This is a genomic window from Pseudomonas sp. 5Ae-yellow (assembly GCF_014077575.1).
Lineage (GTDB): Bacteria > Pseudomonadota > Gammaproteobacteria > Pseudomonadales > Pseudomonadaceae > Halopseudomonas > Halopseudomonas neustonica.
In genome coordinates this window covers 57,173-80,817 of sequence record NZ_JACGWE010000015.1, presented here as the reverse complement: position 1 = coordinate 80,817, position 23,645 = coordinate 57,173, and the positions used below count along the sequence as shown (strand labels likewise).

Here is a 23,645-nt window from a genome sequence, read left to right as displayed (position 1 = left end):
GGAGCGTAGGCTCAATCCTTGGCCTTGCATCAGCATCAAGGCGACCCGTTCGTCAGTGGTTAAATGCGTATAGGTTCTCATGGCAACACTCTATCTCAGTTGTTGCACTTGGTCCTTGAGACCACCCTCTCTGCAAACGATGCAGGAACAGCCAAGATTGTTTATATCCTGTATATGGTTGGGCTCGTAATGGGCATTACCGGCATCGTAGGTGTCGTCCTCGCTTACGTGAACAAAGACAACGCGCCGGAATGGCTGAAAAGCCATTATCAGTTTCAGATTCGCACCTTCTGGATCGGCGCTTTGTATATTTTTGTCGGCTGCCTGTTTGCCCTGCTACTGGTCGGCTACCTCGTGCTCCTCTTCTGGGTGGTATGGCTGATCGTACGCTGCATCAAGGGTCTCCAGGCACTGGATAGCCAACAACCGCACCCTAACCCCAAAAGCTGGATGTTCTGAAGCTTGGTTGCCAATTGAGCGCGGCACACGAATAGCGTTGCCGCGCTCACCCCAAAGACAGACAGCGGCGCGCAGATCAATCCTGCGCGTGCGTGTTACCGCACTGAGCTCCCCTTATCATGCCCCATGAATGCCGCAAACGCCAACGCCAGAACGCCCAGGCGCAAATCGTCAGCTCCACCAAAAACACCCAATGGATAACAAAATTCAGCCACCACGGCTGATAACGCGCGGTCACCTTGACCAGCGCATAGCGTTGATCAACCAGTGGCGCAAACCACCAGATGTCACCGGCCAGGGTATCCAGCAACACATGCAGCATGCCGCCCAGGCTGAATATCAGCAGTAACCAGGCCGCCGCCGACTGCCGCCCCAACCAACGCCAGCCCAAGGCAAAGGCGATCAAGCCCAACCATAGGGACGGCCAGTGCGTCATGTAACGATGATGGTGCGTCTGACCGTGGTCGACAAACAGGAAGTAAAGCATGTCGAAGTCCGGCGCCACAGCGCCCAGCATGCCGGCAGCGATCACCCATGAGGCTTTGACTGGCAGCGCGCGCACCCGTTCGAGCAGGTAACTGGAAAGAATGTAGCCGGACGGCAGGTGGGCAATCAGCATCGGAGTCTAGCGCCTATTCAACAGGGGACTTGCGGGCGAAACGACTCCGCGCCAACCTGTGACCACGCCTTTTGCCCCGGGTTTCACGCGCACTGTCAGTAGCCTTATTTACAGGTTACCGGTAGTACTCGAACGCCTCCTCCTCATGCGCCGGCAGCTGGCGAATGAAGTGCTCTGCTGAGTAGCTTTTGCAGGGTATATCCGCCAGCAACTTGTCATCCTTGACCACATAAACACCGGCCCTCTCTATCTTGTCTCGACCACCATCGGCCAGCCAATCACCATTGCTGATACTGGAATAGACGACATACTTGTAGCGGCCAGCAGCAAAGGTCAAATTACCCTCACCGCCACCGCTGTAGGCCGTGCGACTGAAGTGAATCGGCGCGGTTATCTCCAGCTCCACGCGCTCAGGGGTACCAAAGCGATAGCTCAGCGTGTCATCGGCGAGCCCACAAACCGACAGGCTTTTACTGCCCACACCGCACGAAAAAGCGACCGTCTCGCCTTCAGCGCACAAACCCTCGGCCTGTGCGTAACCGGTCCCGAGTAACAGCAGTAGCGCTAACATCCTGTTCATCTAATTACCCCGGAGCAAAGTTGATCTGCCCGTTATCGATCAAGCGAATAAGCGCTGTCAGCCAAGTATCGCGACGATCAGAGCCAACTAGTCCTGCGTCACCATACCCGTCTTTTTGCCATCCAGGCTCAGTAGGTTCTTCTCTGACCAGTAAGTCTCGACGCCCTCTGCACCCCTGCCATCGGCCCATTTAGTCAGTGTGTCGCGCTCGGCCTTGAACTCATAGAAGGGCACAGCAAAGCCGCAGGAGGTCTGCACCAACTCAATCTGCAAGTCGAAAATCTGCCTGGCGCCCCTAGCCAGATTTTAAGGTCGGCACCACTACTTACGCTATGACAGGTCCATTAATCGCAGGTCTCAATATAGCCACTGGGTAGTTTGCTGACTGGCGTGTAGCCAAGATCAACCGCTGGCTGCAGCTGGTCTGCCGCGATGGTGTGCACATTGATGCTGCCATCTCCGCCACCACAAACGGAAGGAAACGCCATGCCATCCATGTACCCGCAGGTAGAGCGGCTTACTTTTATGCCGTGATCAATCAATGTTTTTGCGGTGGCTTGCGGGGCCAGACCCGCTGGGCCGCACTGGACGGAACCATCGTCTACAAATACCTCTACACTAGCCCCCTTGCCTTGCGATACGGGCTTCGCGCTAGTGCACGCAGCTATCAATAGTACGGCCAAAACAATCAGTGTCTGCTTCATGTGCTCTCCTGGTTAGCCCTCTTGGGCTCATTAGCGTTCAGCTAATTGATCTCGTGCGTCCATCAAAGCAAACCCAAGCAGGTTGAGGCCTTTCCATCGAGCGGGATCTTCTGCTCCGGCATCGTCCTGAGCCAGGCCGATGCCCTAAATGCTGTCTACCGGGCTTGCTTCAACCAGCACCCTATCTCCGGTGCTCAATAAAAACGCGCGCAACGTACTGCTTTGTGAGAACTTCGCCAGGTTGGCGTTTACCACTATCTCAAAGCGTTTCTCGGCCCACAGGGCTTGATCGAACCCAACCACCTCCCGGCCAATGGCTTTCGCCGCACCAGGGTTTTGTGCGCTTAAAACCTTCTGCGCAGCCCTGCAGGCATAGGGCTGATTGGGAGGCAACCGTCAGTCTTTAGCTGCGGTCGCCACAATCTTCACTTTACCATCAAAGGGCAGCCGGGCCGCCTCATACACTGTTCGCGCCGGCCGCTTACCTTCAGGAAACAATGCCATATACAGGGCGTTAACCTCACCAAGCTGAGACAGGTCGGCAAAGGCGATATCAATGTACGCAATCTCGCTCTTGTCGAAACCTGCGGCGGTGAGCGCCGCAAACACATTCTGAAATGCCCGCGTTGCTTCTTCAAGAATGCTACCCGGCACATAAACACCCTATTCGTTGACCGATAGCTGCCCGCTAACAAAGCAGAGCTTGTCTACGACCACCGCATGGCTAATCGGGTTCGACCAATTGGGCAAGCCCGGCCCGGATGTGATGAATGTGCGAGTCATAGGTTGATGCCTCTTGTGAGTGCTAACGCCCGAACGGCTAAGCAGACAATCAGCATAGATGGCAAAAACGAGCCCGTCTTTGCGCCTTTATGTAGCGTTTTTTTGCATCCACTACATTTTTGGATACAAAATCTGGCCTTTTTTGTACACAATATGCGACCTTTCCGCGCACCAGGCGTTAGCTGGCTCGGTTTTTTGCCTTGCCTCGCGCGTTTTTACGGCCAATGGGTCGGTGGTGGAAGGAAGGTATAGAACGTGCAAGCGCAACCGGCAGGGCGGTGAACTCAGGCCCTGTTTGGCAACCACAACAAGACGCAAGGAACGGCCCATGGCTAACGACGACTTTCAGATACACGACATCGACCCGTCGCTACACAACGAAGACCTGGCGCCATTGCCACCGAGCAAGCGCAACTGGGGCTGGTTCGAGATCTTCAATGTGTGGTCCAACGATATTCAGAGCCTGTTTGGCTATACGCTGGCGGCAACGCTATTTATTTCCTACGGCCTGAGCGGCTGGGCGGTACTGGGCGGCATCGTATTGGCGGGCTTTATCGTCATGGGGCTGGTGCAGCTGACCGGTAAACCCAGCGTTAAATACGGCATTCCCTTCCCGGTGATGGCGCGCTCCAGTATGGGCGTGCGTGGCGCCAACTTCCCTGCGGTGGTTCGCGGAATCGTGGCGATCTTCTGGTATGGCGTGCAGACCTACTTTGCCTCTACCGCGGTAGCGCTGCTGCTAAACGCGGTGCTGGAGTCACCGGCTGACGCGGCGACGTTTCTGGGGATGACCACGGTTGGCTGGGTATCTTACTGTCTGGTCTGCGCCTTTCAGGTCATGCTCTTTGTGCGCGGCATGGCATGGATTACCCGCTTTCTGAACTGGGCTGGCCCACTGGTGTATGTGGTGATGATCGCACTGATGCTGATCATCTGGTATCAGGCCGGGCCCAGTTTGTGGAATGAGCTGGGCAGTATTTTCAGTGGCACTGGCGAGTACAAGACCGGCCCGGTTGCCGCTTTCTTTGCGGTGGTGGGCACCATGGTCGCCTACTTTGCGGCGGTGGTAATCAACTACGGTGACTTCGCCCGCTTCGTAACCAACGAGAAGCAGATGACCAAGGGCAACTTTCTTGGCCTGCCGGTCAGCCTGGCAATTTTCTCGCTGATTGCCTTGGTAATTACCGCCGGCACTGTGGTGGTCTTTGGTGAAACCCTGACCAACCCGACCGATATTGTCGCCCGAGTCGACAGCCTGACGCTGACCATCATTGCGGCGCTCACCTTCTTTGCTGCAACCGTGGGCATCAACCTGGTGGCCAACTTCATTCCACCCGCGTACGACATTGCCAACCTGGCACCCTCGCGCATCAGCGCGCGCACCGGCGGCTTTATCACAGCGGCTATTGCCTTCTTTATTGGCGCGCTTTGGGTGTCGTTTATAAGTCAGGTGGGCATCGCAGCCTTTGTTGATACCCTAGGGGCGATCCTGGCACCGCTATACGGCATCATAGTCGCGGATTACTACCTGGTACGTAAGCAGCAGCTGAACCTGCAGGACCTGTTCAGTTCCAAGGTGGGGTCTACCTACTACTTTGATGGCGGCTGGAACCGCAAAGCAATGATCTCCTTTGCCGTAGCCTCGATCTTCTCAGTGGCGTCCGTGTGGACACCTGCGTTGAGCCAACTGCAGGGCTACTCCTGGTTGCTGGGCGCCTTGTTGGGTGCGGTGCTGCATTACGCACTGATGCACAACGCGGCCGCGCTGCATCAAGCCAAAACAGCTGAAAACCAGAGCTGAAAGGGGTAACTGCACCGCGCCATGCAGGCCCGGTGCAGCATTATTGCTTTACTGGATACGCTGAAATGCCTCGCCGATGGATTGGCAGGCCTTGCGCAGCCACACCTTGGTGCGCTGACGTTCCATCATGCTCAGATTTGCACCATCACTGCTCTTGATGTTGATCGCCGACCAGAAGCTGAGGGCCAGCTTGTCGATGCGGTGCAGGGTGGCCGTGTGCAGCTCGGGAATATCCACTACGGCCAGCAGGCGGTTGGAAAAGCCCTTGGCCAACACCGTATCAATATCCCTGAAGTCGCTGCCGCAACCGTGATTTTTGACCACCACAAAGGGCATGACCGAGCCATACTTCTGCTGAAAGGTTTCCAGCAGCATGACCGAGTCGCGGCCGCCGTCTACCACATACCAGAATACCGTTTTGAGCCCCAGCTCATCACACATCTCCAGTACACCGCTATCCTCCAGCCAACGATCCAGAAACCGCTGACTCTGCGAGGGTAGGTCGACCAGCAACTGCTTGTCTTCTTCATCGGTGGCCAGTTCAACAATCTGATCGATGCTTTCAAAATCGTCCAGCACGATGGGCCGGGTGAACTCCGGGTAGTAGTGCGTGAGGGTCGCGTGGGACTGGTCCGCATCAAACCCGGCATAGAGCAGGCCGTTATCCAGAAAAAACTGAGACAGCAGGCGCGAAACCACGGATTTACCAACGCCGCCTTTCTCGCCGCCAACGAAATGAATGGTGCTCATGGGCCTTCCCTATTGGTGATCATAAACACTGAGTGAATGCGAAATATAGGCCAGTATTGCGTCCCGGCGATGACAAAACCAGCCGCATTGATGCGCTTAGAGCGCCAGCGGCAAGCCAACGGCTACGCGCTGATGCTGAATCAGTACCCGCATGAAATGCTCAGGGTCTTTAACCAACACACCTTGCTGCCCTGCGTGCTGATCGGCTGCCAGGCGACGAGAAAGCCAAAAACGCAACGCCGCTACCCGCAACATATCCGGCCAGCACCGAGCCTCGGCGGGGGTGAAATGACGCAGACTGGCATAACCGGCCAGCAGCGCCTGGGCGCGCTTGGCATCAACACTGGCATCAGCGTTCAAGCACCAGTCATTCACCGCGATGGCGACGTCATAGAGGGTCCAGCCACTGGCTGCGTTATAAAAATCGATCACGCCACTGAGGTGGTGCCCTTCAAACATGACGTTATCGCGAAACAGATCGGCGTGCAGCACCGAACGCGGTAGTCCGGGGTCGGTCAGTTGCCAGTCGGCGAGCGCACCCAGCAAGGCATCGAGCTGGCTGTTATGCAGCGCGGGGCTATCTGCCAGCTGTTGCAGGGTCTGCCGCAACATCCATTCCAGCCCGCGCTCGCTCGGCCGCGCCATGGGCGAGTCAGCAGTGGCATTGTGCAGCTGCGCTAACCAACGCCCCACAGCCTGACAATGGGTAGGATCGGGATGATCTACATGCTGGCCAGGAAGCCTGGGCTGCAGCAGCGCTGGCCTGCCGTTGAGCTGATGCAGGCACTGGCCCTGGCGATCAGCAATCGCATAGGGCACCGAAAGCCCGGCCTGATGCAGCCGCTCCAGTAGCTCAATAAAAAACGGCAATGCATCAACGTCGCCGCGCTCGACGAGCGTCAGAACATAATCGCCAGAACTGCAGCTGACAAAGAAGTTGCTGTTCTCACTGCCGCCACTGATGCCAGCAAACTCGATCAACCGCCCCAGCGCAAACCCCGCCAGGAAGTCTTCAAGTTGAGCGCGACTGACCTCGGTAAAGACCGACATAACTCAGCTCACCACTCGAAGATTTTCCAGGAGGGAATACGCAGGCCGTCGGGCTGGTCGGAGCGCACATAGTTGCCTTCGTCATCAACGGCAACCAGATAGTAGGGCGCGCCGCTGGTGGGGATCACCTTGATAGCATAGAGAAAGCCATTTACCCGGTACTCTTCAACAGTGCGATCGCCTTCTTCCCGGATGGTGACATCCGGTTCGCCAGTGACGGCATCCTGCGCCATTACCGAGAAGCTGGATGCCAGCAGGAGCACGGCCAGGCCACGGCCAAATAGTCGAATCATGGTAGTCTTGTCCTATTGTTTGATGACACCCCTATTCTAGCCCCATTACCTCCGGAAATGTTGACCTGACGCATGACTGACTCCGCTCCCCTCGTTTTAGTAGATGGCTCCTCGTACCTGTACCGAGCCTTCCACGCACTGCCACCGCTGATGACCTCAAAAGGCCTGCCCACGGGTGCGGTCAAGGGCGTGCTCAACATGCTCAAGAGCCTGCGCAAACAGTATCCGGATAGCCCCATAGGGGTGGTTTTTGATGCCAAGGGACCGACCTTCCGCGACACCATGTTCGAGCAATACAAATCCCATCGCCCGCCTATGCCCGATGATCTGCGCGTACAGATTGAGCCACTGCACGCCAGCGTCAAGGCCCTGGGCCTGCCGCTGCTCTGTGTTGAAGGCGTAGAGGCGGACGACGTGATTGGCACCCTGGCACGCGAAAGTGCCGCCCATGGCCGTGCCGTGGTGATCTCTACCGGCGATAAGGATATGGCCCAGTTGGTTGATGCGCACATCACCCTGGTCAACACCATGACCAACACCGTGATGGATATTGAAGGGGTAAAAGAAAAATTTGGTATTGGCCCGGAGCTGATCATCGATTACCTGGCGCTGATGGGCGACAAGGTCGATAACATTCCGGGCGTGCCCGGCGTCGGCGAGAAAACCGCGCTGGGTCTGCTGACCGGCCTCGGCGGCGGGCTGGATGTGATCTACGCCAACCTCGACAAAGTGCCCGAGCTGCCTATTCGCGGCGCCAAGAAGCTGCCCGAGAAGCTGGCCGAACACAAGGACATGGCCTACATGTCCTACGCGCTGGCGACCATCAAACTCGACGTTGAGCTGGATGTTCGCGCTGATGCGCTCATGCCCACACCGGCCAACCGCGAAGCCCTGGCCGAGCTGTATCAGGAACTGGAATTCAAGACCTGGCTGGACGACCTGCAACGCGAAGCCAAGGCCGCCGCCATTAGCGGTGATGCTGCCGCAGCTATCGAGCCAGAGCAGGAAAACAACTACGAAACCATCACCGAACAGGCTGACTTTGAGCGCTGGCTAGACAAGCTCAAGGCCGCCGAGCTGTTCGCCTTTGATACCGAGACCACCAGTATTCATGCGCAACTGGCCGAGCTGGTTGGCGTCTCACTCGCGGTTAGCCCGCACGAAGCCGCTTATATCCCGGTTGCGCACAGCTATATGGGCGTGCCCGATCAACTGGATCGCAACGCAGTGCTCGCGGCACTCAAGCCCTACCTGGAAGATCCGAACAAGGCCAAGGTGGCGCAGCATGCCAAGTACGACATCAATGTACTGGCGCATTACGACATCAATGTGCAGGGCGTGGCCTTTGACACCATGCTGGAATCCTATGTGCTGGACGCCACTGCAACCCGCCATGATATGGACAGCCTGGCGCTGAAATACCTGGGCCAGAGCACCATCAAGTTTCAGGATATCGCCGGTAAAGGCGCCAAACAGCTGACCTTCGATCAGATCGCACTGGAGCAGGCCGGGCCCTATGCCGCAGAAGACGCCGATGTCACCCTGCGTTTGCACCAAACCCTGTGGGCCAAGCTGCAACCGCAGGAGCGCGTAGCCAAGGTGCTGCAGGAGATCGAAATGCCGCTGATGCCGGTGCTGGCGCGCATTGAGCGCTGCGGCGCGCTGGTCGATGCCAAACTGCTCGGTGAACAGAGCATTGAGCTGGGCATCAAGATGGTCGCGCTGGAGCGTGAAGCCTTCGCGCTGGCCGGGCAGGAGTTCAACCTGGGCTCACCCAAGCAGCTCGGCGCTATCCTCTATGAAAAGCAGGGCTTGCCGGTACTGTCGAAAACCGCCAAGGGCCAGCCTTCCACGGCGGAATCGGTTCTGGCCGAGCTGGCCGAGCAGGGCTACGAGTTGCCGCAGGTGATCATGCAGTACCGCAGCGTCAGCAAGTTGAAGAGCACCTATACCGACCGCCTGCCGGAGCAGATCAACCCGCGCACTGGGCGCATTCACACCTCTTACCATCAGGCGGTAGCCGCGACCGGACGCCTGTCATCCTCCGACCCGAACCTGCAGAACATTCCGATCCGCAGCGCCGAGGGGCGTCGTATCCGTCAGGCGTTTATCGCCCCCAAGGGTTACAAGGTACTGGCCGCCGACTACTCGCAAATCGAGCTGCGCATCATGGCCCACCTGGCGCAAGACCCCGGTTTGCTGGATGCCTTCAAGCACAACCTCGACGTGCACAAGGCCACCGCCGCCGAAGTATTCGGGGTTGAACTGGATGCAGTCACCACCGAGCAGCGCCGCAGCGCCAAGGCGATCAACTTTGGTCTGATCTACGGTATGAGCGCCTTTGGTCTGGCCAAGCAGATTGATGTTGATCGCAAGCAGGCTCAGGCCTATATCGACCGCTACTTCGCCCGTTACCCCGGCGTACTGGCCTATATGGAACGTACCCGCGAGCAAGCCAGCGAGCAGGGCTATGTTGAAACCCTGTTTGGCCGCCGTCTGTATTTACCTGAAATCAACGCCAAGAACCCGGCCATGCGCAAGGGCGCCGAGCGCACCGCCATCAACGCGCCCATGCAAGGCACCGCCGCCGACATCATCAAACGCGCCATGATCAAGGTCGATCAATGGCTGACTGAGAGCAAACTGGACGCCCGCGTCATCATGCAAGTACACGATGAACTGGTACTGGAAGTGCGCGAAGACCAGATCGATGCCGTCAGCCAGGGCCTCAAGGACCACATGGGCGAGGCAGCCGATTTGGATGTGCCGCTACTGGTCGAAGTGGGCGTGGGTAATAATTGGGATGAGGCGCACTAGGCGCGCTGGAAGCTGGAAGCTGGAAGCTGGAAGCTGGAAGCTGGAAGCTGGAAGCTGGAAGCTGGAAGCTGGAAGCTTAATAAGCATGGCGCCTGGCGTCCGGCGGTCAAGTTTCCTTTCCCTAGAGAAGCTCCATTTGAAGCGCAAACGGCCAAGCGCGCACGGAGCGCTTCAAGCTTCAAGCTTCACGCATGAAAACCCCGGCGCTTAAGCGCCGGGGTTTTCATAACCAACCGATCTAAATCTTTTTTTGAACTTAGCTGCAACCAATCCGTCAGACCTTACATGGACGGCTTACCAGCCATTCATGCTCCTTAGATGTGATTTAGTGTTGGCAGAAAACCGGGCACTCCCTTTCCTAGCACAGCCCGGTAGTTAACCCCGAGCCTCCCTCCCCATAGAAGCTCGGGGTTTTTTTTGCCTGCGATTTAGTGCGGACGATCAATCCGCAGCATCATCACCCCAGTCGTCATCACTCAGCTCTTCTGGTTCATCTTCGTCCAGGTGGTCGCCCATCAGCTCCTCCTCTGGTGGATAAAGCCACTGCTCCAGGCGAGCATAAGCTTCTTCTATCCCTTGACGCTTGGGCGCGGAAAATAGCTGTACGGTCGACATCTCGCCAAAGCTCTTGCGCATCGTGCTCTGAATTTTCAATAGCGCATTTTTGGCCGCACCAAACGCCAGCTTGTCTGATTTACTGAGCAGCACGTGAGCAGGAATATTACTCATCTGCGCCCAATCGAGCATCATGCAGTCAAATTCAGATAGCGGATGGCGGATATCCATTACCAGCACAACGCCAGCCAGGCTGTTGCGCTGCGTCAGATAGGCATCCAGATGCTGCTTCCAGTGCTCTTTCAGTTCCAGCGGCACCTTGGCGTAGCCATAACCGGGCAGGTCAACCAGACGGCGATCATCGTCCAACTTGAAAAAGTTGATCAGCTGCGTGCGACCCGGCGTTTTCGAGGTGCGCGCCAGACGGGCGTGGGTTAGCGTATTGAGCGCGCTGGACTTACCGGCGTTGGAGCGCCCGGCGAAGGCGACTTCCAGGCCAATATCGGCGGGGCATTGCTCAACCAGGCTGGCGCTCTTGATAAAAGTGGCCTGTTGGCAGAGAGATACGAGGGGAGTTGTAGACGACATGGGAAACCTGTTGATTCCGCCCAACGGGCTGGAAAGCTGATGACATTCACGTTTGCGGCGAGCTTAGTATATAATGCCGCGGTTGTGGGAAGCACTGACCAATTGCCTTGCGTTTGCTTTAAAGGCAATTTATCGGTATTCAATGCCCATATTCCTGTGCCTGCGGCAGTTCGACCATTGCGCCGGACGAAGGCGGCAGCTAGCATGGGCAACTATAAGGCAACCTGTGAAGAAAACGCGGTCATCAAGGCCGGACAACAGGCAAAGCCATCATTTTTCTTTTAGCCGTAATTGGATTAGCCGATGAATAAACTACTCGTTAGTCTGGTATTGACTCTGGGCTTTGCCACCTCAGCGCACGCTGTTCAAGGCGATGCCGAAGCGGGCCAAGCCAAAGTAGCCGTCTGCGGGGCATGTCATGGTGCCGATGGTAACAGCGCGGCGCCTAACTTCCCCAAACTGGCTGGTCAGGGCGAGCGCTATCTGCTCAAACAACTGACTGACATCAAGGAAGGTAACCGTAACGTAGTAGAGATGACCGGTTTGCTGACTGATCTGGACGAGCAGGACCTGGCTGATATCGCAGCCTATTTCTCTGCCCAGACCCAAACCATGGGCGTAGCTGATCCGGCGCTAGCTGAGCGTGGCGAAGCCATCTTCCGCGGCGGCGATATGGCCACAGGCCTGCCAGCCTGTACCGGCTGTCACTCACCTACAGGCAAGGGCAACTCGCCAGCGGGCTTCCCGCATCTGGCTGGCCAGCATGCTACCTACACGGCCAAGCAGCTGACTGACTTCCGCGAAGGCAATCGCACCAATGATGGCGACGCCATGATCATGCGCACCGTTGCCAGCCGCCTTAGCAACAAAGACATTGCCGCCGTTGCCAGCTACATCGAAGGCCTGCGCTAAACGCTAAGCTCGCTGTAAAAAAGGATGGCTCAGGCCATCCTTTTTTTTGTCTGCGTTTTCGTACCAAGCCCGCTCTTGTGGCTGCCCGCAGACGCTGCAGGTAATAAAGGCGCATTACCGGCCCGCAAAGCCAAAACGTCCGCCAAGAGCAGAGCAGCCCGACAGCTGACAATGAGCGACCGTATCGAGGGCCCATTCCCTTCCTGGTCGCCAATGGTAAGCACCGTATTGAAGGCAGAATGGCTGGCAGTTCGAGAACATGCCGAAAATTGCCGAGTATCTGGTCGAACAGGAACCTAAGGCAGAGTAAAGGACAGCTCGTATGCTATTGACTGGCAACATAGCGCCACAGCTTGCGTCTGGTAATCGGGGAATCTTTGTTCTACTGTCGGGTCTGAAAAGCTAAGATATACGCCTACTACCTGTCTTTGGAGAACTACATGCGTGCGTTGTTAACCGTTGGTCTGATCTGGCTGCTCGGCAGCTTCGGTATGGCTCAGGCGCAAGAGGCGCCTTACCAGGCCGGTGTGCATTACGCCGTACTGCCTACGCCTGCCACTACCCAGGACCCCGACAAAATCGAAGTGGCCGAACTATTCTGGTACGGCTGCCCGCATTGTTTTTCGTTCCAGCCAACGCTGCACGCCTGGTCAGAAACCTTGCCTGAAGATGTTAATTTCCGTCCGGTTCCCGCCATGTTTGGCGGCGACTGGAACACCCACGCTCAACTGTTCTACACCCTGGAAAGTCTCGGCAAACTGGATGAAACCCATGACGCCGTGTTCAATGCTATCCACAGAGAGAACAATCGCCTGAACACCGAAGAGGTCATGGTCGAGTTCCTTGAGCCCTATGGCATCAGCGAGGAAGACTTCAATAAAGCGTGGAACTCCTTTGGCGTGAAGAGCAAGATGAGCCAGGCCGAGCAGCTCGCACGTGCTTATCGCGCTACCGGCGTGCCTTGCCTGATCGTCAATGGCAAGTACCGCATTGAAGGCAAGATGGCTGGCAGCTTCGAGAATATGCTGAAAATTGCCGAGTATCTGGTCGAGCAGGAACGTCAAGCACAGTAAAGGAACGCTCGCATGCTATCGGCTGGCAACATAAAAGGCTTTCGTAATTCACGCGGCTCCATGTCGCCAGCCGAGCTACGCACCAACCACGAGTGCACTCCCTGTGAGCAGAAGCTGCCCGATGTGCTGCGCCTGCTCAGCTTCAACATTCAAGTCGGCAACAATACTCAGCATTATCGCCACTACCTGACTCGCAGCTGGCAGCACCTGCTGCCCCATGCCGGTCGGCATATACAGCTGGGCAAAGTCGCCCAACTGCTGAGCGATTTCGACCTGGTAGCCTTACAGGAAGTAGACGGCGGCAGCCTGCGCTCGGGCTTCATCAATCAAGTGGAACATCTTGCCCGCGAATGTGGCTTCCCCTACTGGTATCAACAACTCAACCGTAACCTTGGACGCTTTGCCCAGCATTCCAACGGGTTGCTGAGCCGCTATGCGCCTGAGCTGCTGGAAGATCACAAACTGCCGGGCATACTGCCTGGACGCGGCGCAATCCTGACCCAGTACGGCCAAGGCGAAGAGTCCTTGTTGGTGGTCATGATGCATCTAGCGCTCAGCCCCAAAGGGCGCGCCAATCAGTTGGCCTATATTCGCGAACGCATTGCAGATCACCGCCACGTGGTACTGATGGGCGATATGAATACCCATGCCGAAGATCTCCTGGAAAAATCACCATTGCAGGGCAGTAAGCTGCACACGGCGACGCTACCGGGCACCTATCCAAGCTGGAAGCCCGCCAAGGTGCTGGATCATATTTTGATCAGCCCCAGCCTGAGCATTGAACAGGTAGACGTGCTGCCACACGCCATCTCTGATCATTTACCGGTCGCCATGCATATTCGCCTACCTGACACTCTCTGCAAACCGAGCTCACAAGGCTAGCCAGAATTTGTGGTTCACCTATAATCTCTGGAAACATCTGGAGCCTGCATGTCTGCCACCCACCCATATTCTTCCAGTTCGGAGCAATCCAGAGAGCCAAGCGAGCAAGAAGAAATGCTTAAGCGCGGACTCGTACGCGTAAGTATTGCGGCAGAGGGCATTGATCCACTGCTGGATCGCCGCTTGAAAGAGCTGCGTAACTCGCTGCGCAGTGACGCACCGGCGTCCATGCTTACGGCACTGCTGCCTGACCTCGAACGGGCTGTCTTGGCTGCAGACCAATCACGCCAGCAACGCAGGGACCAAGTCTGCGCACTATTGAAGAAATTGATTCGCCAACTGCAAGAACGTGATCCACCCAAGGAGACTGATAGAGCATTGCGCGCCTTGAGCAAGCAGCTCGATGCGCAGGATAATATCGCGCAAAGCCTACCCAAGTTGCTGCAAGAGCTGACACAGCTGCAGGCTGCGGCCTTGAACAGCACACCGGAACAGAGTTCATCAGGCCTTTGGTCCCGGCTATTCAGTAAGCCCAGCGAAACGCCTGCGGGGCATTCCCAGATCGATGAACTGGCAGAGCTTCCAGCATCGCCACCTGAAGAACCTTTGCTCGCCGAGCAAGCTGCTACCAGCCTGGAACAGCCAGCCACAGAAGCGGCCCCTGCGGCAGAGACAGCAATAGAAATCGCAGCCGACGATATGCCCGAAACCAGCGCAAAGGTGTCCGGCAATATCAGCGGAGAGGAGCAAAACTACTCAAAAGTCGCCGCTCATGTCGAATCCATCCTGCTAAATTTGCTCAATGGCATGCAGCTGCTGGAGCAGCAGGAGACTGACTGTCAGCGACTGCGTGACCAGGTCAGCAAGGGCCTGAACTGGTATGAGCTTACGGCGGTACTTGATGCACTAGCGGCGCTGGTATTGAATTCCCAGCAAAACCGACAGGTCGAATTTGAGAGTTACCTGCAGCAACTCAACCAGCGCCTTAGTCAGTTTCAGGGCAACCTGGAAGATGCGCAAAGCTCGTACGTTGACTCTTTGGAGACCGACCGAACACTGGAAGTCGACATTCGCGATGAAGTTAAAGTGCTGCATGAAGATGTGCGCGAAGCGGAAGACCTGGATACCCTGAAAGCTAATGTCGAGGCCAAGCTTAGCTCGCTACTGAGCAAGGTAGACCTCGCGCGCGACAGGCGCGAAGCGCGTGACAGCAAGGTGTCTGAGCGACTGACCACTATGGTAGAGCGCATCCAGGTGATGGAAGTGGAGGCGCAGACATTCCGCAAGCATCTGGAAGAACAACGCCAGCAAGCGATGATCGATACGCTCACCGGTCTGGCCAACCGCGCCGGCTTGCAAAAACGCATGAGCGAAGAGTTTGAACGCTGGCAGCGCTATGGCGGACAATTGCTGCTGGTAGTACTGGACGTCGACCACTTCAAATCAATCAACGACCGTTTTGGCCACCTGGCAGGTGACAAGGTATTGCGCCTGATTGCACTACAGCTATCACGCCGACTGCGCAAAACCGACTACATCGGTCGCTTTGGCGGTGAAGAGTTTGTGGTGCTAATGCCGGGCACCACACTGGAACAAGGCGCGATTGCGCTGGAGGAGCTACGCGCTGGCATTGAGGGTAGCCCATTCCACTTCAAGAACGAGCCGGTGAGAGTCACTATTTCAATCGGCTACACCCAGTTCTGTAAGGGCGACACCCTAGACACCGTGTTCGAGCGTGCCGATAAAGCCATGTACAGCGCCAAGGATCAGGGGCGCAATCAGGTCATACAAGATTCCCACGGCACGCTCGCCTGATCTCCCGGCGTGCTAACCTGCGCGCCTTGACCGCTAAGGGTAACCTCCAGTGAGCTATTGGAAAACACTACTACCGGCATTAGCGCTCATCGCCGGCTGCAGTGAGCAGCTGGTGATTGACGATCGATATCAGGCAACTAGCCAGGACAGCCGCGTGCAGTACATAGTGCTGCACTACACCTCATCCGGCTTCGAGCGCTCGTTCAAGGTTTTAACTGAGGCCGGTGTCAGCAGCCATTACCTGATCAGTGACCATGACCCTATGGTTTATCGTCTGGTGGATGAAAACCAGCGCGCCTGGCACGCCGGCGCCAGCAGTTGGCAAGGGCGTACCTGGCTCAATTCCAGTTCCATCGGCATTGAGCTGGTAAATGACGGCTATGTTAACCGCGGCGACTGCCGCCAATGGCAGCCTTGGGATCAGCGTCAGATCGACGCGCTAATTACACTGCTACGCGATATTGAGCAGCGCCATGATCTGGGCCCGGAAGCGGTAGTCGGGCACAGCGATATAGCACCGCAACGCAAGGTCGATCCCGGCCCGCTCTTTCCATGGCAGCAACTGGTCGCCGCTGGCGTTGCCATCGGGCCTGATGCGCAAGAGGTCGCCAAGATGCAACAGTGGCTGGCAGGGCGCATCCCCGCCGTAAGCTGGTTTCAACAAAGCCTGGCGGTTTGGGGATATAAGGTGCCGCAAAGCGGGGAACTGGATAACGCCACCCGCAACGTCATAGCCGCGTTTCAGATGCGCTTTCGCCAAGCTGATTATCGAGGACAGCCCGACAGCCAGACCGCCGCATTACTGGCAGCACTGGTCCCGGCGCAAGCGCAGGCGCTGCTTAGTGAGCGTCAACCGCAGTGGTACATACCAGACGCGAATCCATCAATGCCGCGGTCCGGTGCACCGCTGCCGCCGTGTACTCCTCATCATCCAGCAGGCTGAGAAAGGCAGACAGGCTGGGGTACTCGAATATCAGCACCTGATCCCACTGCTCGCCCTGCGGGGCGATCAAGGTATGTAACGCCTTACCCTGCAACAAAATAGTGGCGCCTGCCGCCGCCATCTTGTCCGTCACCGCACGCAGATAACGAGCATAGGCCTCACGGCCAGAACAGGGACTGACGTCGTGACCGGATGGATACTCGGCATGGGCATTGAAGCGCAGCAGATTGAGCATCTGGATACGGGTATCTGCCGGGACCTTCTCGACAAGGGTCTTGAGGTTACCGGCGGTAGGGTTGAGACTCGGCATTAGACTTCCTTTGCAGCGGGACTGGACTAACTGTCAGCAAAGCAGGCAAGCTCCGCCTACGCCAGCGGCGCACGGCAGAAATGTCGGCGTTATTGCTCAGTACTACAGGAAAACCGCATTACATGCTCAACTGGATCTGGCTCGGCTTCTTTCTCAGCGCCTTCGCCGCCGCACTCTGGCAGTGGCTGGGCCTTGGTGACGCCGAGGTATTCAGCCGACTGGTCAGCGCCTTGTTCGAGATGGCGCGGCTGAGTGTAGAAATCGTATTGGTGCTGGTGGGCACCATGACCCTTTGGCTGGGCTTTCTCAATATTGCCGAAAAAGCCGGGCTTATCAGCCTGATGGCGCGTTTACTCGATCCGCTGTTTCGTCGCCTGATGCCGGAGGTGCCCAGCGGTCACCCGGCGCTGGGCCACATCACCATGAACTTTGCCGCCAACGTGCTAGGGCTGGATAACGCTGCCACACCAATCGGCATCAAGGCCATGCACTCGCTGCAGACACTCAACCCGAGCAAGGATACCGCCAGTAACGCACAGATCCTGTTCATGGTGCTCAACACCTCTTCGCTCACATTGCTACCGGTCACCGTATTCATGTACCGCGCGCAGCAGGGCGCCAGCGATCCTACCGAGGTGTTTCTGCCTATCCTCTTGGCGACCACCGCTTCCAGCCTGGTGGGCCTGCTCAGCGTAGCGCTGATGCAGCGGCTTAAACTATGGGACCCGGTGGTACTTGCCTATCTGGCCGCCGGTGCAGCCTTCCTGGGACTGTTGCTGACGACCCTCGCCGGACTCTCTTCTGAGGCACTGGCCGCCACTTCGACGCTGGTCGGCAATCTGACACTGTTCGGTATCATCATCGCCTTTTTGCTGATTGCCGCGCTGCGCAAGGTGAACGTCTACGATAGCTTCATTGAGGGAGCCAAGCAGGGCTTTGAGGTGTCTGTTTCGCTCTTACCCTACCTCGTCGCCATGCTGGTTGCCGTAGGTGTACTGCGTGCCAGCGGCGTACTGGATGCCGGATTGGATGGTATCCGTTGGCTAGCCGAAACCTGCGGCTGGGATACCCGTTTTGTCGATGCGCTACCGACCGCCTTTATCAAGCCCCTGTCAGGCAGTGGCGCGCGGGCAATGATGATCGAAACCATGAATACCTTCGGCGTCGATAGCTTCCCGGCAAAGATGGCCGCGACCTTCCAGGCCAGCACCGAAACCACCTTCTATGTACTCGCGGTGTACTTCGGCGCCATCGGCATCAGCCGCGTGCGCCACGCGCTGAGCTGTGCGCTGTTGGCCGACCTGGCGGGCATGTTGACCGCCATTGGAGTTTGCTATTGGTTTTTTGGTTGAGTCCAGCTGGAAGCTGGAAGCTGGAAGCTGGAAGCTGGAAGCTGGAAGCTGGAAGCTGGAAGCTGGTGATTGTGATGGCTGGCCCTAAGGCGTCAAGCCACTTATTATTACTGCATGGCGCTTGCAGCAGCTCGGCCTGCTTCAAGCTTCCAGCCTTTAGCTTCCAACTACGCCACACTCGCAGATCCAAAACCGACATAAGGCCCTTTATGCGTCCCCCCCGCTTCGACCAACTCCACCGCCAACCCGGCCCCTGGTTCGTGGCGCTGGGCGGTGCGGGCATGTTTGGCGCCAACTTTTATCTCTACGGCTCCGGCGGCGAGTGGATTGCCATAGACTGCGGCTTTGCGCTGAACGCCACCCCCAGTGGCCGCAATAGCGTGTCGGTACCCAGCCTGTCGGCGCTGGAGCGGCATGACATCAAGCTCTCTGCCATCCTCATCACCCACGGCCACGAAGACCACATTGGCGCTATTCCGCATATCTGGCGCGCCATGGATTGCCCCATCTACGCCAGCCCTTTTGCTGCGCGGCTGATCCGGGCGAAGCTCGACCCTGGCCTGACCTGGCCACGCCTCCACGAGATTCAACCGCTAGAGCCCATCGGCATTGGCGCTTTTCAGGCTGAATGGATACCCGTCACGCACTCCATCCCCGAATCCCACGCCATCATGCTCGACGTCGCCGGTAAACGGCTCTACCACAGCGGCGACTGGAAGCTGGACGCTCAGCCGGTGGTGGGCGGTCTGACCGCGCAGGGGCGCTTGCAAGCGTTGGGACGGCAAGGCGTAGATGTGATCATCGGCGACTCGACCAACGCGCCGGTTGCCGGCGCCAGCCGCACGGAAGCGGCCGTACAAAACGGTCTGCAGGATGCCATTAAACCCTGCAGTCAACGCGTTATCGTCACCTGCTTTGCCAGCAATCTGGCCCGCCTGCACAGTCTGGCTGAAATCGCGTTTGACTGTGGCCGCTACGCAGCACTGCTGGGACGCAGTCTGGTCAACATGCACGGCTTTGGCCGCGCACAGGGCTACCTCAATAGTCGTCCCGGTTATATCGGCCCGTGGGAATTGGGCCACCTGCCACGCAAGCAGCAAATGTGGATCTGCACCGGCAGTCAGGGCGAACCTGCTGCTGCTCTGGGCCGACTGGCCAGCGGCAATCACCCTCAGCTCAGTCTGGAACCAGGCGACACCGTGGTGTTCTCCTCACGCCTTATTCCCGGCAACGAAGAGGCGCTAGCGCGGATCAAACAAGGGTTGAAAGAGCAGGGGGTGCAGATCATTGATGACGATATGGCACCGATCCACGCATCCGGCCATCCACCGCAGGAAGATCTGCGCGAACTCTATGGCTGGTTGAAAGCGCGCTACCTGCTACCAGTACATGGCGAGCTATACCACCAGCAGGCGCACATGCAGTTTGGCCGCAGCCTGGGATTGGGTGGTCTGGTACCAAACAATGGCGACCTGATCGACCTCAGCGCCCAGCCCTGTAAGGTAGCCGAATTACCCCACGGACTGGTCGAACTGCAGCAACGCTAACCGCCCGTCCCGCTTCCAGCTTCTAGCTTCTAGCTTCTAGCTTCTAGCTTCTAGCTTGAGACTTTCAACTTCTAGCTTGCGGCTTGCGGCTTGCGGCTTGCGGCTTCTAGCTTGTCGCTCACAGCGTAAAACCTAAAACAGCTCCTTGGTCTGCTCCCAGAGCATACCCATCGCCAGCAGCGGCGCGCGGAAGCGCTGACCACCAGGGAAGGCCATATGCGGCACCTTGGCAAACAGCTCAAAGCCATTGCTGGCCTGACCGCTGATGGCTTCGGCGAGTAGTTTGGCCGAGAGGTGGGTGGCGTTGACGCCGTGCCCGGAATAGGCCTGAGCGTAAAACACGTTGGGCTGGTCCGGCAGCTTGCCAATCTGCGGCAGGCGATTGGCGCCAATACCGATCATGCCGCCCCACTGATAATCGATTTTCACATCCGCCAGCTGCGGGAACACCTTGAGCATTTTTGGCTGCATATAGGCGGCGATATCTGCCGGATCGCGACCAGAGTAATGACAGGCACCGCCGAACAACAGACGATGATCCGCCGACATCCGATAGTAGTCCAGCGCCACGCGCTGATCACAAAGCGCCATATTTTGTGGAATAAGGCTACGCGCACGCTCCTCGCCCAGCGGTTCGGTCGCGATCACATAGCTGCCAGCCGGAATCACCGTGCCGCTCAACTTGGGATGCAAGCGGCCCAGGTAGGCGTTGCAGCCAATCACTAATTGCTTGGCCTGTACCGTACCGGTTGCACTGTGAATGGTCAGGGTGCTGCCGTAGTCGATCTGCGTCACGGCAGAGTGTTCAAACAGACGAACACCAAGCTGTTGCGCCGCAGCTGCTTCGCCCAGCGCCAGATTAAGCGGGTGCAGATGACCGGAACCCATATCGGTCATACCGCCAATATAGCGGTCGGAGTTCACGACCGTGTGCAGTTGATCGCGCTCGATCATACGCAGTTCGTGGCTGTAACCCAGTGACTCCAGCTCGGCCTTGTCTGCCAAAAAGCCCTCCATGTGCGCGGGCTTGTTGGCCAGATCGCAATAGCCCATGGTCAGGTCACAGTCGATACCAAACTCGGCAATCCGTCGCTTGACGATATCCACCGCCTCTATGCCCATCAGCTTGAGATTGCGCACACCCTCAGCACCGATTTGCTTTTCAAACTGATCCACATCGTGACCGACACCACGGATGATCTGCCCACCATTTCGCCCGCTGGCGCCCCAACCAATCTGATGGGCCTCCAGCAGCACAACGGACAGGCCCTTCTGAGCCAACTCGATTGCGGTATTAAGGCCGGTAAAGCCACCGCCAATAATGCAGACATCAGCCAGCTCTTCACCCTGGAGCACCGGCAAGGACAGCTGACGATTGGCACTGGCGGCATAATAGGAAGGGGCATGCTGATGGGTATGAGTGGCGCTGACTGACATGGGATATCCGTTTGATATAGGCGAAATAGTGTCAATAAAAATTTACAGCAGCATAGAACATTAGTTACCCGCATAACAATGCTGCGATAGTTAATCCGCCTCAGGGATGGGAATCGCCAAGGTCTCTTTCAGCTCTTCCATGACGATATAGCTCTTGGATTCGCGCACCCCAGGCAGCCGCAGCAGAATATCGCCAAGTAATTTGCGATAGGACGCCATCTCGGAGATTCGTGCTTTGATCAGATAATCGAAATCACCGGATACCAGATGACATTCCAGTACGTGAGGTAGCTTGGTGGCGGCGCGGCGAAAGTCATCAAAGATGTCCGCTGACTTCGAGTACAAGCTGATTTCAACAAATACCAAAAGGTTGGCCTGCAATTTCTGCGGGTTCAGTCGCGCCCCATAGCCCAGGATGAATTTTTCCCGCTCCAATCGCTTGACCCGCTCCATGCAAGGCGTAGTCGACAGGCCCACGTGCTCGCCGAGCTCTACATAGGACATACGACCCTCGTCCTGCAGCAGCTGCAGGATATGGCGATCGATCTTGTCCAGCTCGCGACTGGAAGCTCTTTTCGTTTTCATGAAAAACCTCTGAATATTAATAACAGCAAAGAATCTTTCTTTATTAAATATAAAATAAACGAAAAATCACTCCAGTTCACTTGCCCTAGAATAGTGATATCGCCCACAGGCTATATTTACTTATTCGGAGCAGCGCCATGCAGGTCCTTATTCTCGGTAGCGGCGTCATCGGTATCACCAGCGCCTGGTATCTGGCCAAAGCAGGACATCAGGTCACTGTAGTTGATCGCCAAAGCGGCCCCGCACTGGAAACCAGCTTCGGTAATGCCGGCATGATATCCCCCGGCTACTCCGCGCCCTGGGCCGCTCCGGGCGTACCCTTGAAGGCCGTCAAGTGGATGCTGGCAAAGCATGCACCGCTGGCGATCAAGCCAACCAACGACCCGCTGCAGTACCGCTGGATGATGCAGATGCTGCGCAACTGCACCGAGGCCCGATATGCGGTCAACAAGGAGCGCATGATGCGTCTGGCTGAGTACAGCCGTGACTGCCTGATGACGCTGCGCACCGAGAGCGGCGTGGATTATGAGCACCGCGAACTCGGCACCCTGCAACTGTTCCGCACGCAGAAACAAATGGATGCCGCCGCCAAAGACATCGCCGTGCTGGAACGCTGCGGCGTACCCTATGAGCTGCTCGACCGCGAAGGCTGCGTACGCGCCGAACCCGGCCTGGCACCCAGCGCGCACAAAATCGTTGGCGGCCTGCGCCTGCCCAACGATGAAACCGGCGACTGCCACCTGTTCACCACCCGCCTGGCAGCAAAAGCTGCTGAGTTGGGCGTGCAGTTCCGCTTTAACTGCAATATCGACGAATTGATCAGCGACGGCAGCCAAATCACTGGCGTGCGCCTGGCTGACGGCGAAACGCTGAAAGCGGATCGTTACGTGCTGGCACTGGGCAGTTTCTCACCCAAACTGGCGCGACCGCTCGGTATGGACCTGCCGATCTATCCGGTCAAGGGCTACTCACTGACGCTGCCGGTGACCAACGATGCCATGGCACCGGTCTCTACCATCATGGACGAAACCTACAAGGTTGCCATGACGCGTTTTGCCGATCGTATCCGCGTTGGCGGCATGGCTGAACTCACTGGCTTCGACGACAGTCTCAGCGACAAGCGCCGCGCCACGCTGGAAATGGTCATTTCTGATCTGTTCCCCGAAGGTGGTGCAGTGAGCGAAGCGACCTTCTGGACCGGCTTCCGTCCCAATACTCCGGATGGTACGCCGATCATTGGCGCCAGCCAGCTGCGTAACCTGTATTTCAATACCGGCCATGGCACCCTGGGCTGGACCATGTCCTGCGGCTCCAGCCAGTTACTGGCTGATCTGATCGACGGCAAGCAAACCGACATAGACGCTAGTGACTACAACCTCAATCGATACACCCAGCACAAGGAGTCCCAGCACCATGGCAATCCAGCGACAGCTCACTAACGAGCGCATGAGTCAGATCGTCATCCACCAGAACACGGTCTATCTCTCTGGTCAGGTGGCCGCTGATGATGATGACTTGGACAAGGATGCTGCGGCGCAAACACGGAGCACGCTGAAAGAGATCGAGACGCTGCTGGCCCAGGCCGGAACCGACAAGACCCGCATTCTTTCGGTCACCATCTACCTGAAAGACATCGATGCCGACTTCGCCGCCATGAACAGCGCCTGGGATCAATGGCTGCCAGCCGGGACTGCACCCGCGCGCGCGACCGTTGAAGCCAAGCTCTGCGAGCCAGAGATTCTGGTCGAGATGTCAGTGGTCGCAGCACTATAGTCTTACCCCCTCGTCAG

At 57.3% G+C, this 23,645-nt stretch carries 26 protein-coding genes; 13 read left to right on the top strand and 13 right to left on the bottom strand.

All coding sequences use genetic code 11. The annotated features are described in order from the left end of the window. Positions 1-63: 63 nt before the first annotated feature. Positions 64-459, top strand: a complete 396-nt coding sequence (locus H4J77_RS11330; RefSeq protein WP_220469335.1) for a hypothetical protein — start codon at positions 64-66, stop codon at positions 457-459. A 76-nt stretch (positions 460-535) separates the two neighbouring features. Here the strand turns inward: H4J77_RS11330 and H4J77_RS11325 are convergent, their stop codons facing one another. The 6 genes from H4J77_RS11325 to H4J77_RS11300 all read right to left on the bottom strand — a co-directional run bounded on the left by H4J77_RS11325 (position 536) and on the right by H4J77_RS11300 (position 3,016). Next, positions 536-1,078 carry a metal-dependent hydrolase gene (locus tag H4J77_RS11325; RefSeq protein WP_182248503.1) on the bottom strand — a complete coding sequence of 181 codons (543 nt, stop codon included), beginning with the start codon at positions 1,076-1,078 and terminating at the stop codon, positions 536-538. A gap of 115 nt (positions 1,079-1,193) precedes the next feature. Continuing rightward, positions 1,194-1,658 (bottom strand): hypothetical protein, encoded by a 465-nt coding sequence (locus tag H4J77_RS11320; protein WP_123888805.1) that lies wholly within the window; start codon positions 1,656-1,658, stop codon positions 1,194-1,196. Positions 1,659-1,745: 87 nt separating this feature from the next. Beyond that, positions 1,746-1,931 (bottom strand): hypothetical protein, encoded by a 186-nt coding sequence (locus tag H4J77_RS11315; RefSeq protein WP_182248501.1) that lies wholly within the window; start codon positions 1,929-1,931, stop codon positions 1,746-1,748. A gap of 71 nt (positions 1,932-2,002) precedes the next feature. Continuing rightward, a complete protein-coding gene (locus H4J77_RS11310; RefSeq protein WP_182248499.1) occupies positions 2,003-2,362 on the bottom strand; it encodes a hypothetical protein in 360 nt (119 codons plus the stop codon). A 144-nt stretch (positions 2,363-2,506) separates the two neighbouring features. Next, on the bottom strand, positions 2,507-2,755 hold the full coding sequence (locus H4J77_RS20385) for an NADAR family protein (protein WP_404940773.1): 249 nt from the start codon (positions 2,753-2,755) through the stop codon (positions 2,507-2,509). A gap of 3 nt (positions 2,756-2,758) precedes the next feature. Next, a complete protein-coding gene (locus H4J77_RS11300) occupies positions 2,759-3,016 on the bottom strand; it encodes a RidA family protein (RefSeq protein ID WP_220469334.1) in 258 nt (85 codons plus the stop codon). 457 nt (positions 3,017-3,473) lie between these two features. Between H4J77_RS11300 and H4J77_RS11295 the strand changes: the two genes are divergently transcribed. Next, positions 3,474-4,946 (top strand): NCS1 family nucleobase:cation symporter-1, encoded by a 1,473-nt coding sequence (locus H4J77_RS11295; RefSeq protein ID WP_182248497.1) that lies wholly within the window; start codon positions 3,474-3,476, stop codon positions 4,944-4,946. Between the two features lie 48 nt (positions 4,947-4,994). Here the strand turns inward: H4J77_RS11295 and H4J77_RS11290 are convergent, their stop codons facing one another. The 3 genes from H4J77_RS11290 to H4J77_RS11280 form a co-directional block, all read right to left on the bottom strand. Then, positions 4,995-5,696, bottom strand: a complete 702-nt coding sequence (locus H4J77_RS11290) for a mobilization protein MobD (RefSeq protein WP_182248495.1) — start codon at positions 5,694-5,696, stop codon at positions 4,995-4,997. A 96-nt stretch (positions 5,697-5,792) separates the two neighbouring features. Next, on the bottom strand, positions 5,793-6,746 hold the full coding sequence (locus H4J77_RS11285) for a homoserine kinase (protein WP_182248493.1): 954 nt from the start codon (positions 6,744-6,746) through the stop codon (positions 5,793-5,795). A gap of 8 nt (positions 6,747-6,754) precedes the next feature. Next, on the bottom strand, positions 6,755-7,039 hold the full coding sequence (locus tag H4J77_RS11280; protein ID WP_123888810.1) for a DUF2782 domain-containing protein: 285 nt from the start codon (positions 7,037-7,039) through the stop codon (positions 6,755-6,757). 72 nt (positions 7,040-7,111) lie between these two features. On the opposite strand from H4J77_RS11280, the gene polA reads away from it, so the two are divergent. Beyond that, positions 7,112-9,856, top strand: coding sequence for a DNA polymerase I (gene polA, locus H4J77_RS11275; RefSeq protein ID WP_182248491.1), 2,745 nt, complete (start codon positions 7,112-7,114; stop codon positions 9,854-9,856). Positions 9,857-10,297: 441 nt separating this feature from the next. Here the strand turns inward: polA and yihA are convergent, their stop codons facing one another. Further along, positions 10,298-10,999, bottom strand: coding sequence for a ribosome biogenesis GTP-binding protein YihA/YsxC (gene yihA, locus H4J77_RS11270; protein ID WP_123888812.1), 702 nt, complete (start codon positions 10,997-10,999; stop codon positions 10,298-10,300). A gap of 39 nt (positions 11,000-11,038) precedes the next feature. On the opposite strand from yihA, the gene H4J77_RS11265 reads away from it, so the two are divergent. The 6 genes from H4J77_RS11265 to H4J77_RS11240 all read left to right on the top strand — a co-directional run bounded on the left by H4J77_RS11265 (position 11,039) and on the right by H4J77_RS11240 (position 16,624). Next, positions 11,039-11,284 carry a hypothetical protein gene (locus tag H4J77_RS11265; protein WP_123888813.1) on the top strand — a complete coding sequence of 82 codons (246 nt, stop codon included), beginning with the start codon at positions 11,039-11,041 and terminating at the stop codon, positions 11,282-11,284. Positions 11,285-11,302: 18 nt separating this feature from the next. Beyond that, positions 11,303-11,911, top strand: coding sequence for a cytochrome c (locus H4J77_RS11260; protein WP_123888814.1), 609 nt, complete (start codon positions 11,303-11,305; stop codon positions 11,909-11,911). 440 nt (positions 11,912-12,351) lie between these two features. Next, on the top strand, positions 12,352-12,984 hold the full coding sequence (locus H4J77_RS11255; protein WP_123888815.1) for a thiol:disulfide interchange protein DsbA/DsbL: 633 nt from the start codon (positions 12,352-12,354) through the stop codon (positions 12,982-12,984). 12 nt (positions 12,985-12,996) lie between these two features. Further along, positions 12,997-13,866 carry an endonuclease/exonuclease/phosphatase family protein gene (locus H4J77_RS11250; protein WP_372237855.1) on the top strand — a complete coding sequence of 290 codons (870 nt, stop codon included), beginning with the start codon at positions 12,997-12,999 and terminating at the stop codon, positions 13,864-13,866. A gap of 48 nt (positions 13,867-13,914) precedes the next feature. Continuing rightward, the gene (locus tag H4J77_RS11245; RefSeq protein ID WP_182248489.1) at positions 13,915-15,681 is read left to right on the top strand and encodes a GGDEF domain-containing protein; all 1,767 of its coding nucleotides are present in this window, start codon (positions 13,915-13,917) and stop codon (positions 15,679-15,681) included. A gap of 49 nt (positions 15,682-15,730) precedes the next feature. Continuing rightward, positions 15,731-16,624, top strand: coding sequence for an N-acetylmuramoyl-L-alanine amidase (locus tag H4J77_RS11240; RefSeq protein ID WP_182248487.1), 894 nt, complete (start codon positions 15,731-15,733; stop codon positions 16,622-16,624). Here the strand turns inward: H4J77_RS11240 and H4J77_RS11235 are convergent. Next, positions 16,521-16,934, bottom strand: a complete 414-nt coding sequence (locus H4J77_RS11235; protein ID WP_123888818.1) for a DUF1330 domain-containing protein — start codon at positions 16,932-16,934, stop codon at positions 16,521-16,523. The two genes, H4J77_RS11240 and H4J77_RS11235, sit on opposite strands and share 104 nt — an antisense overlap. A gap of 122 nt (positions 16,935-17,056) precedes the next feature. Here H4J77_RS11235 and H4J77_RS11230 point away from each other — a divergent pair, with 122 nt between their 5' ends. Together H4J77_RS11230 and H4J77_RS11225 are read left to right on the top strand one after the other, a co-directional pair. Continuing rightward, on the top strand, positions 17,057-18,286 hold the full coding sequence (locus H4J77_RS11230; RefSeq protein WP_182248485.1) for a nucleoside recognition domain-containing protein: 1,230 nt from the start codon (positions 17,057-17,059) through the stop codon (positions 18,284-18,286). Between the two features lie 209 nt (positions 18,287-18,495). Next, positions 18,496-19,833, top strand: a complete 1,338-nt coding sequence (locus tag H4J77_RS11225; RefSeq protein WP_182248483.1) for a ribonuclease J — start codon at positions 18,496-18,498, stop codon at positions 19,831-19,833. Between the two features lie 132 nt (positions 19,834-19,965). Here H4J77_RS11225 and H4J77_RS11220 read toward each other — a convergent pair whose 3' ends face one another. Beyond that, positions 19,966-21,270: an FAD-binding oxidoreductase gene (locus H4J77_RS11220; RefSeq protein ID WP_182248481.1), complete on the bottom strand. Its 1,305-nt coding sequence runs from the start codon at positions 21,268-21,270 to the stop codon at positions 19,966-19,968. Positions 21,271-21,360: 90 nt separating this feature from the next. Continuing rightward, positions 21,361-21,855 carry an Lrp/AsnC ligand binding domain-containing protein gene (locus H4J77_RS11215; RefSeq protein ID WP_123888822.1) on the bottom strand — a complete coding sequence of 165 codons (495 nt, stop codon included), beginning with the start codon at positions 21,853-21,855 and terminating at the stop codon, positions 21,361-21,363. A 137-nt stretch (positions 21,856-21,992) separates the two neighbouring features. Between H4J77_RS11215 and H4J77_RS11210 the strand changes: the two genes are divergently transcribed. Together H4J77_RS11210 and H4J77_RS11205 are read left to right on the top strand one after the other, a co-directional pair. Beyond that, positions 21,993-23,294 carry a D-amino acid dehydrogenase gene (locus H4J77_RS11210; protein WP_182248479.1) on the top strand — a complete coding sequence of 434 codons (1,302 nt, stop codon included), beginning with the start codon at positions 21,993-21,995 and terminating at the stop codon, positions 23,292-23,294. Further along, a complete protein-coding gene (locus tag H4J77_RS11205; protein ID WP_182248477.1) occupies positions 23,269-23,628 on the top strand; it encodes a RidA family protein in 360 nt (119 codons plus the stop codon). Before H4J77_RS11210 ends, H4J77_RS11205 begins: the two co-directional genes overlap by 26 nt. Positions 23,629-23,645: the final 17 nt, after the last annotated feature.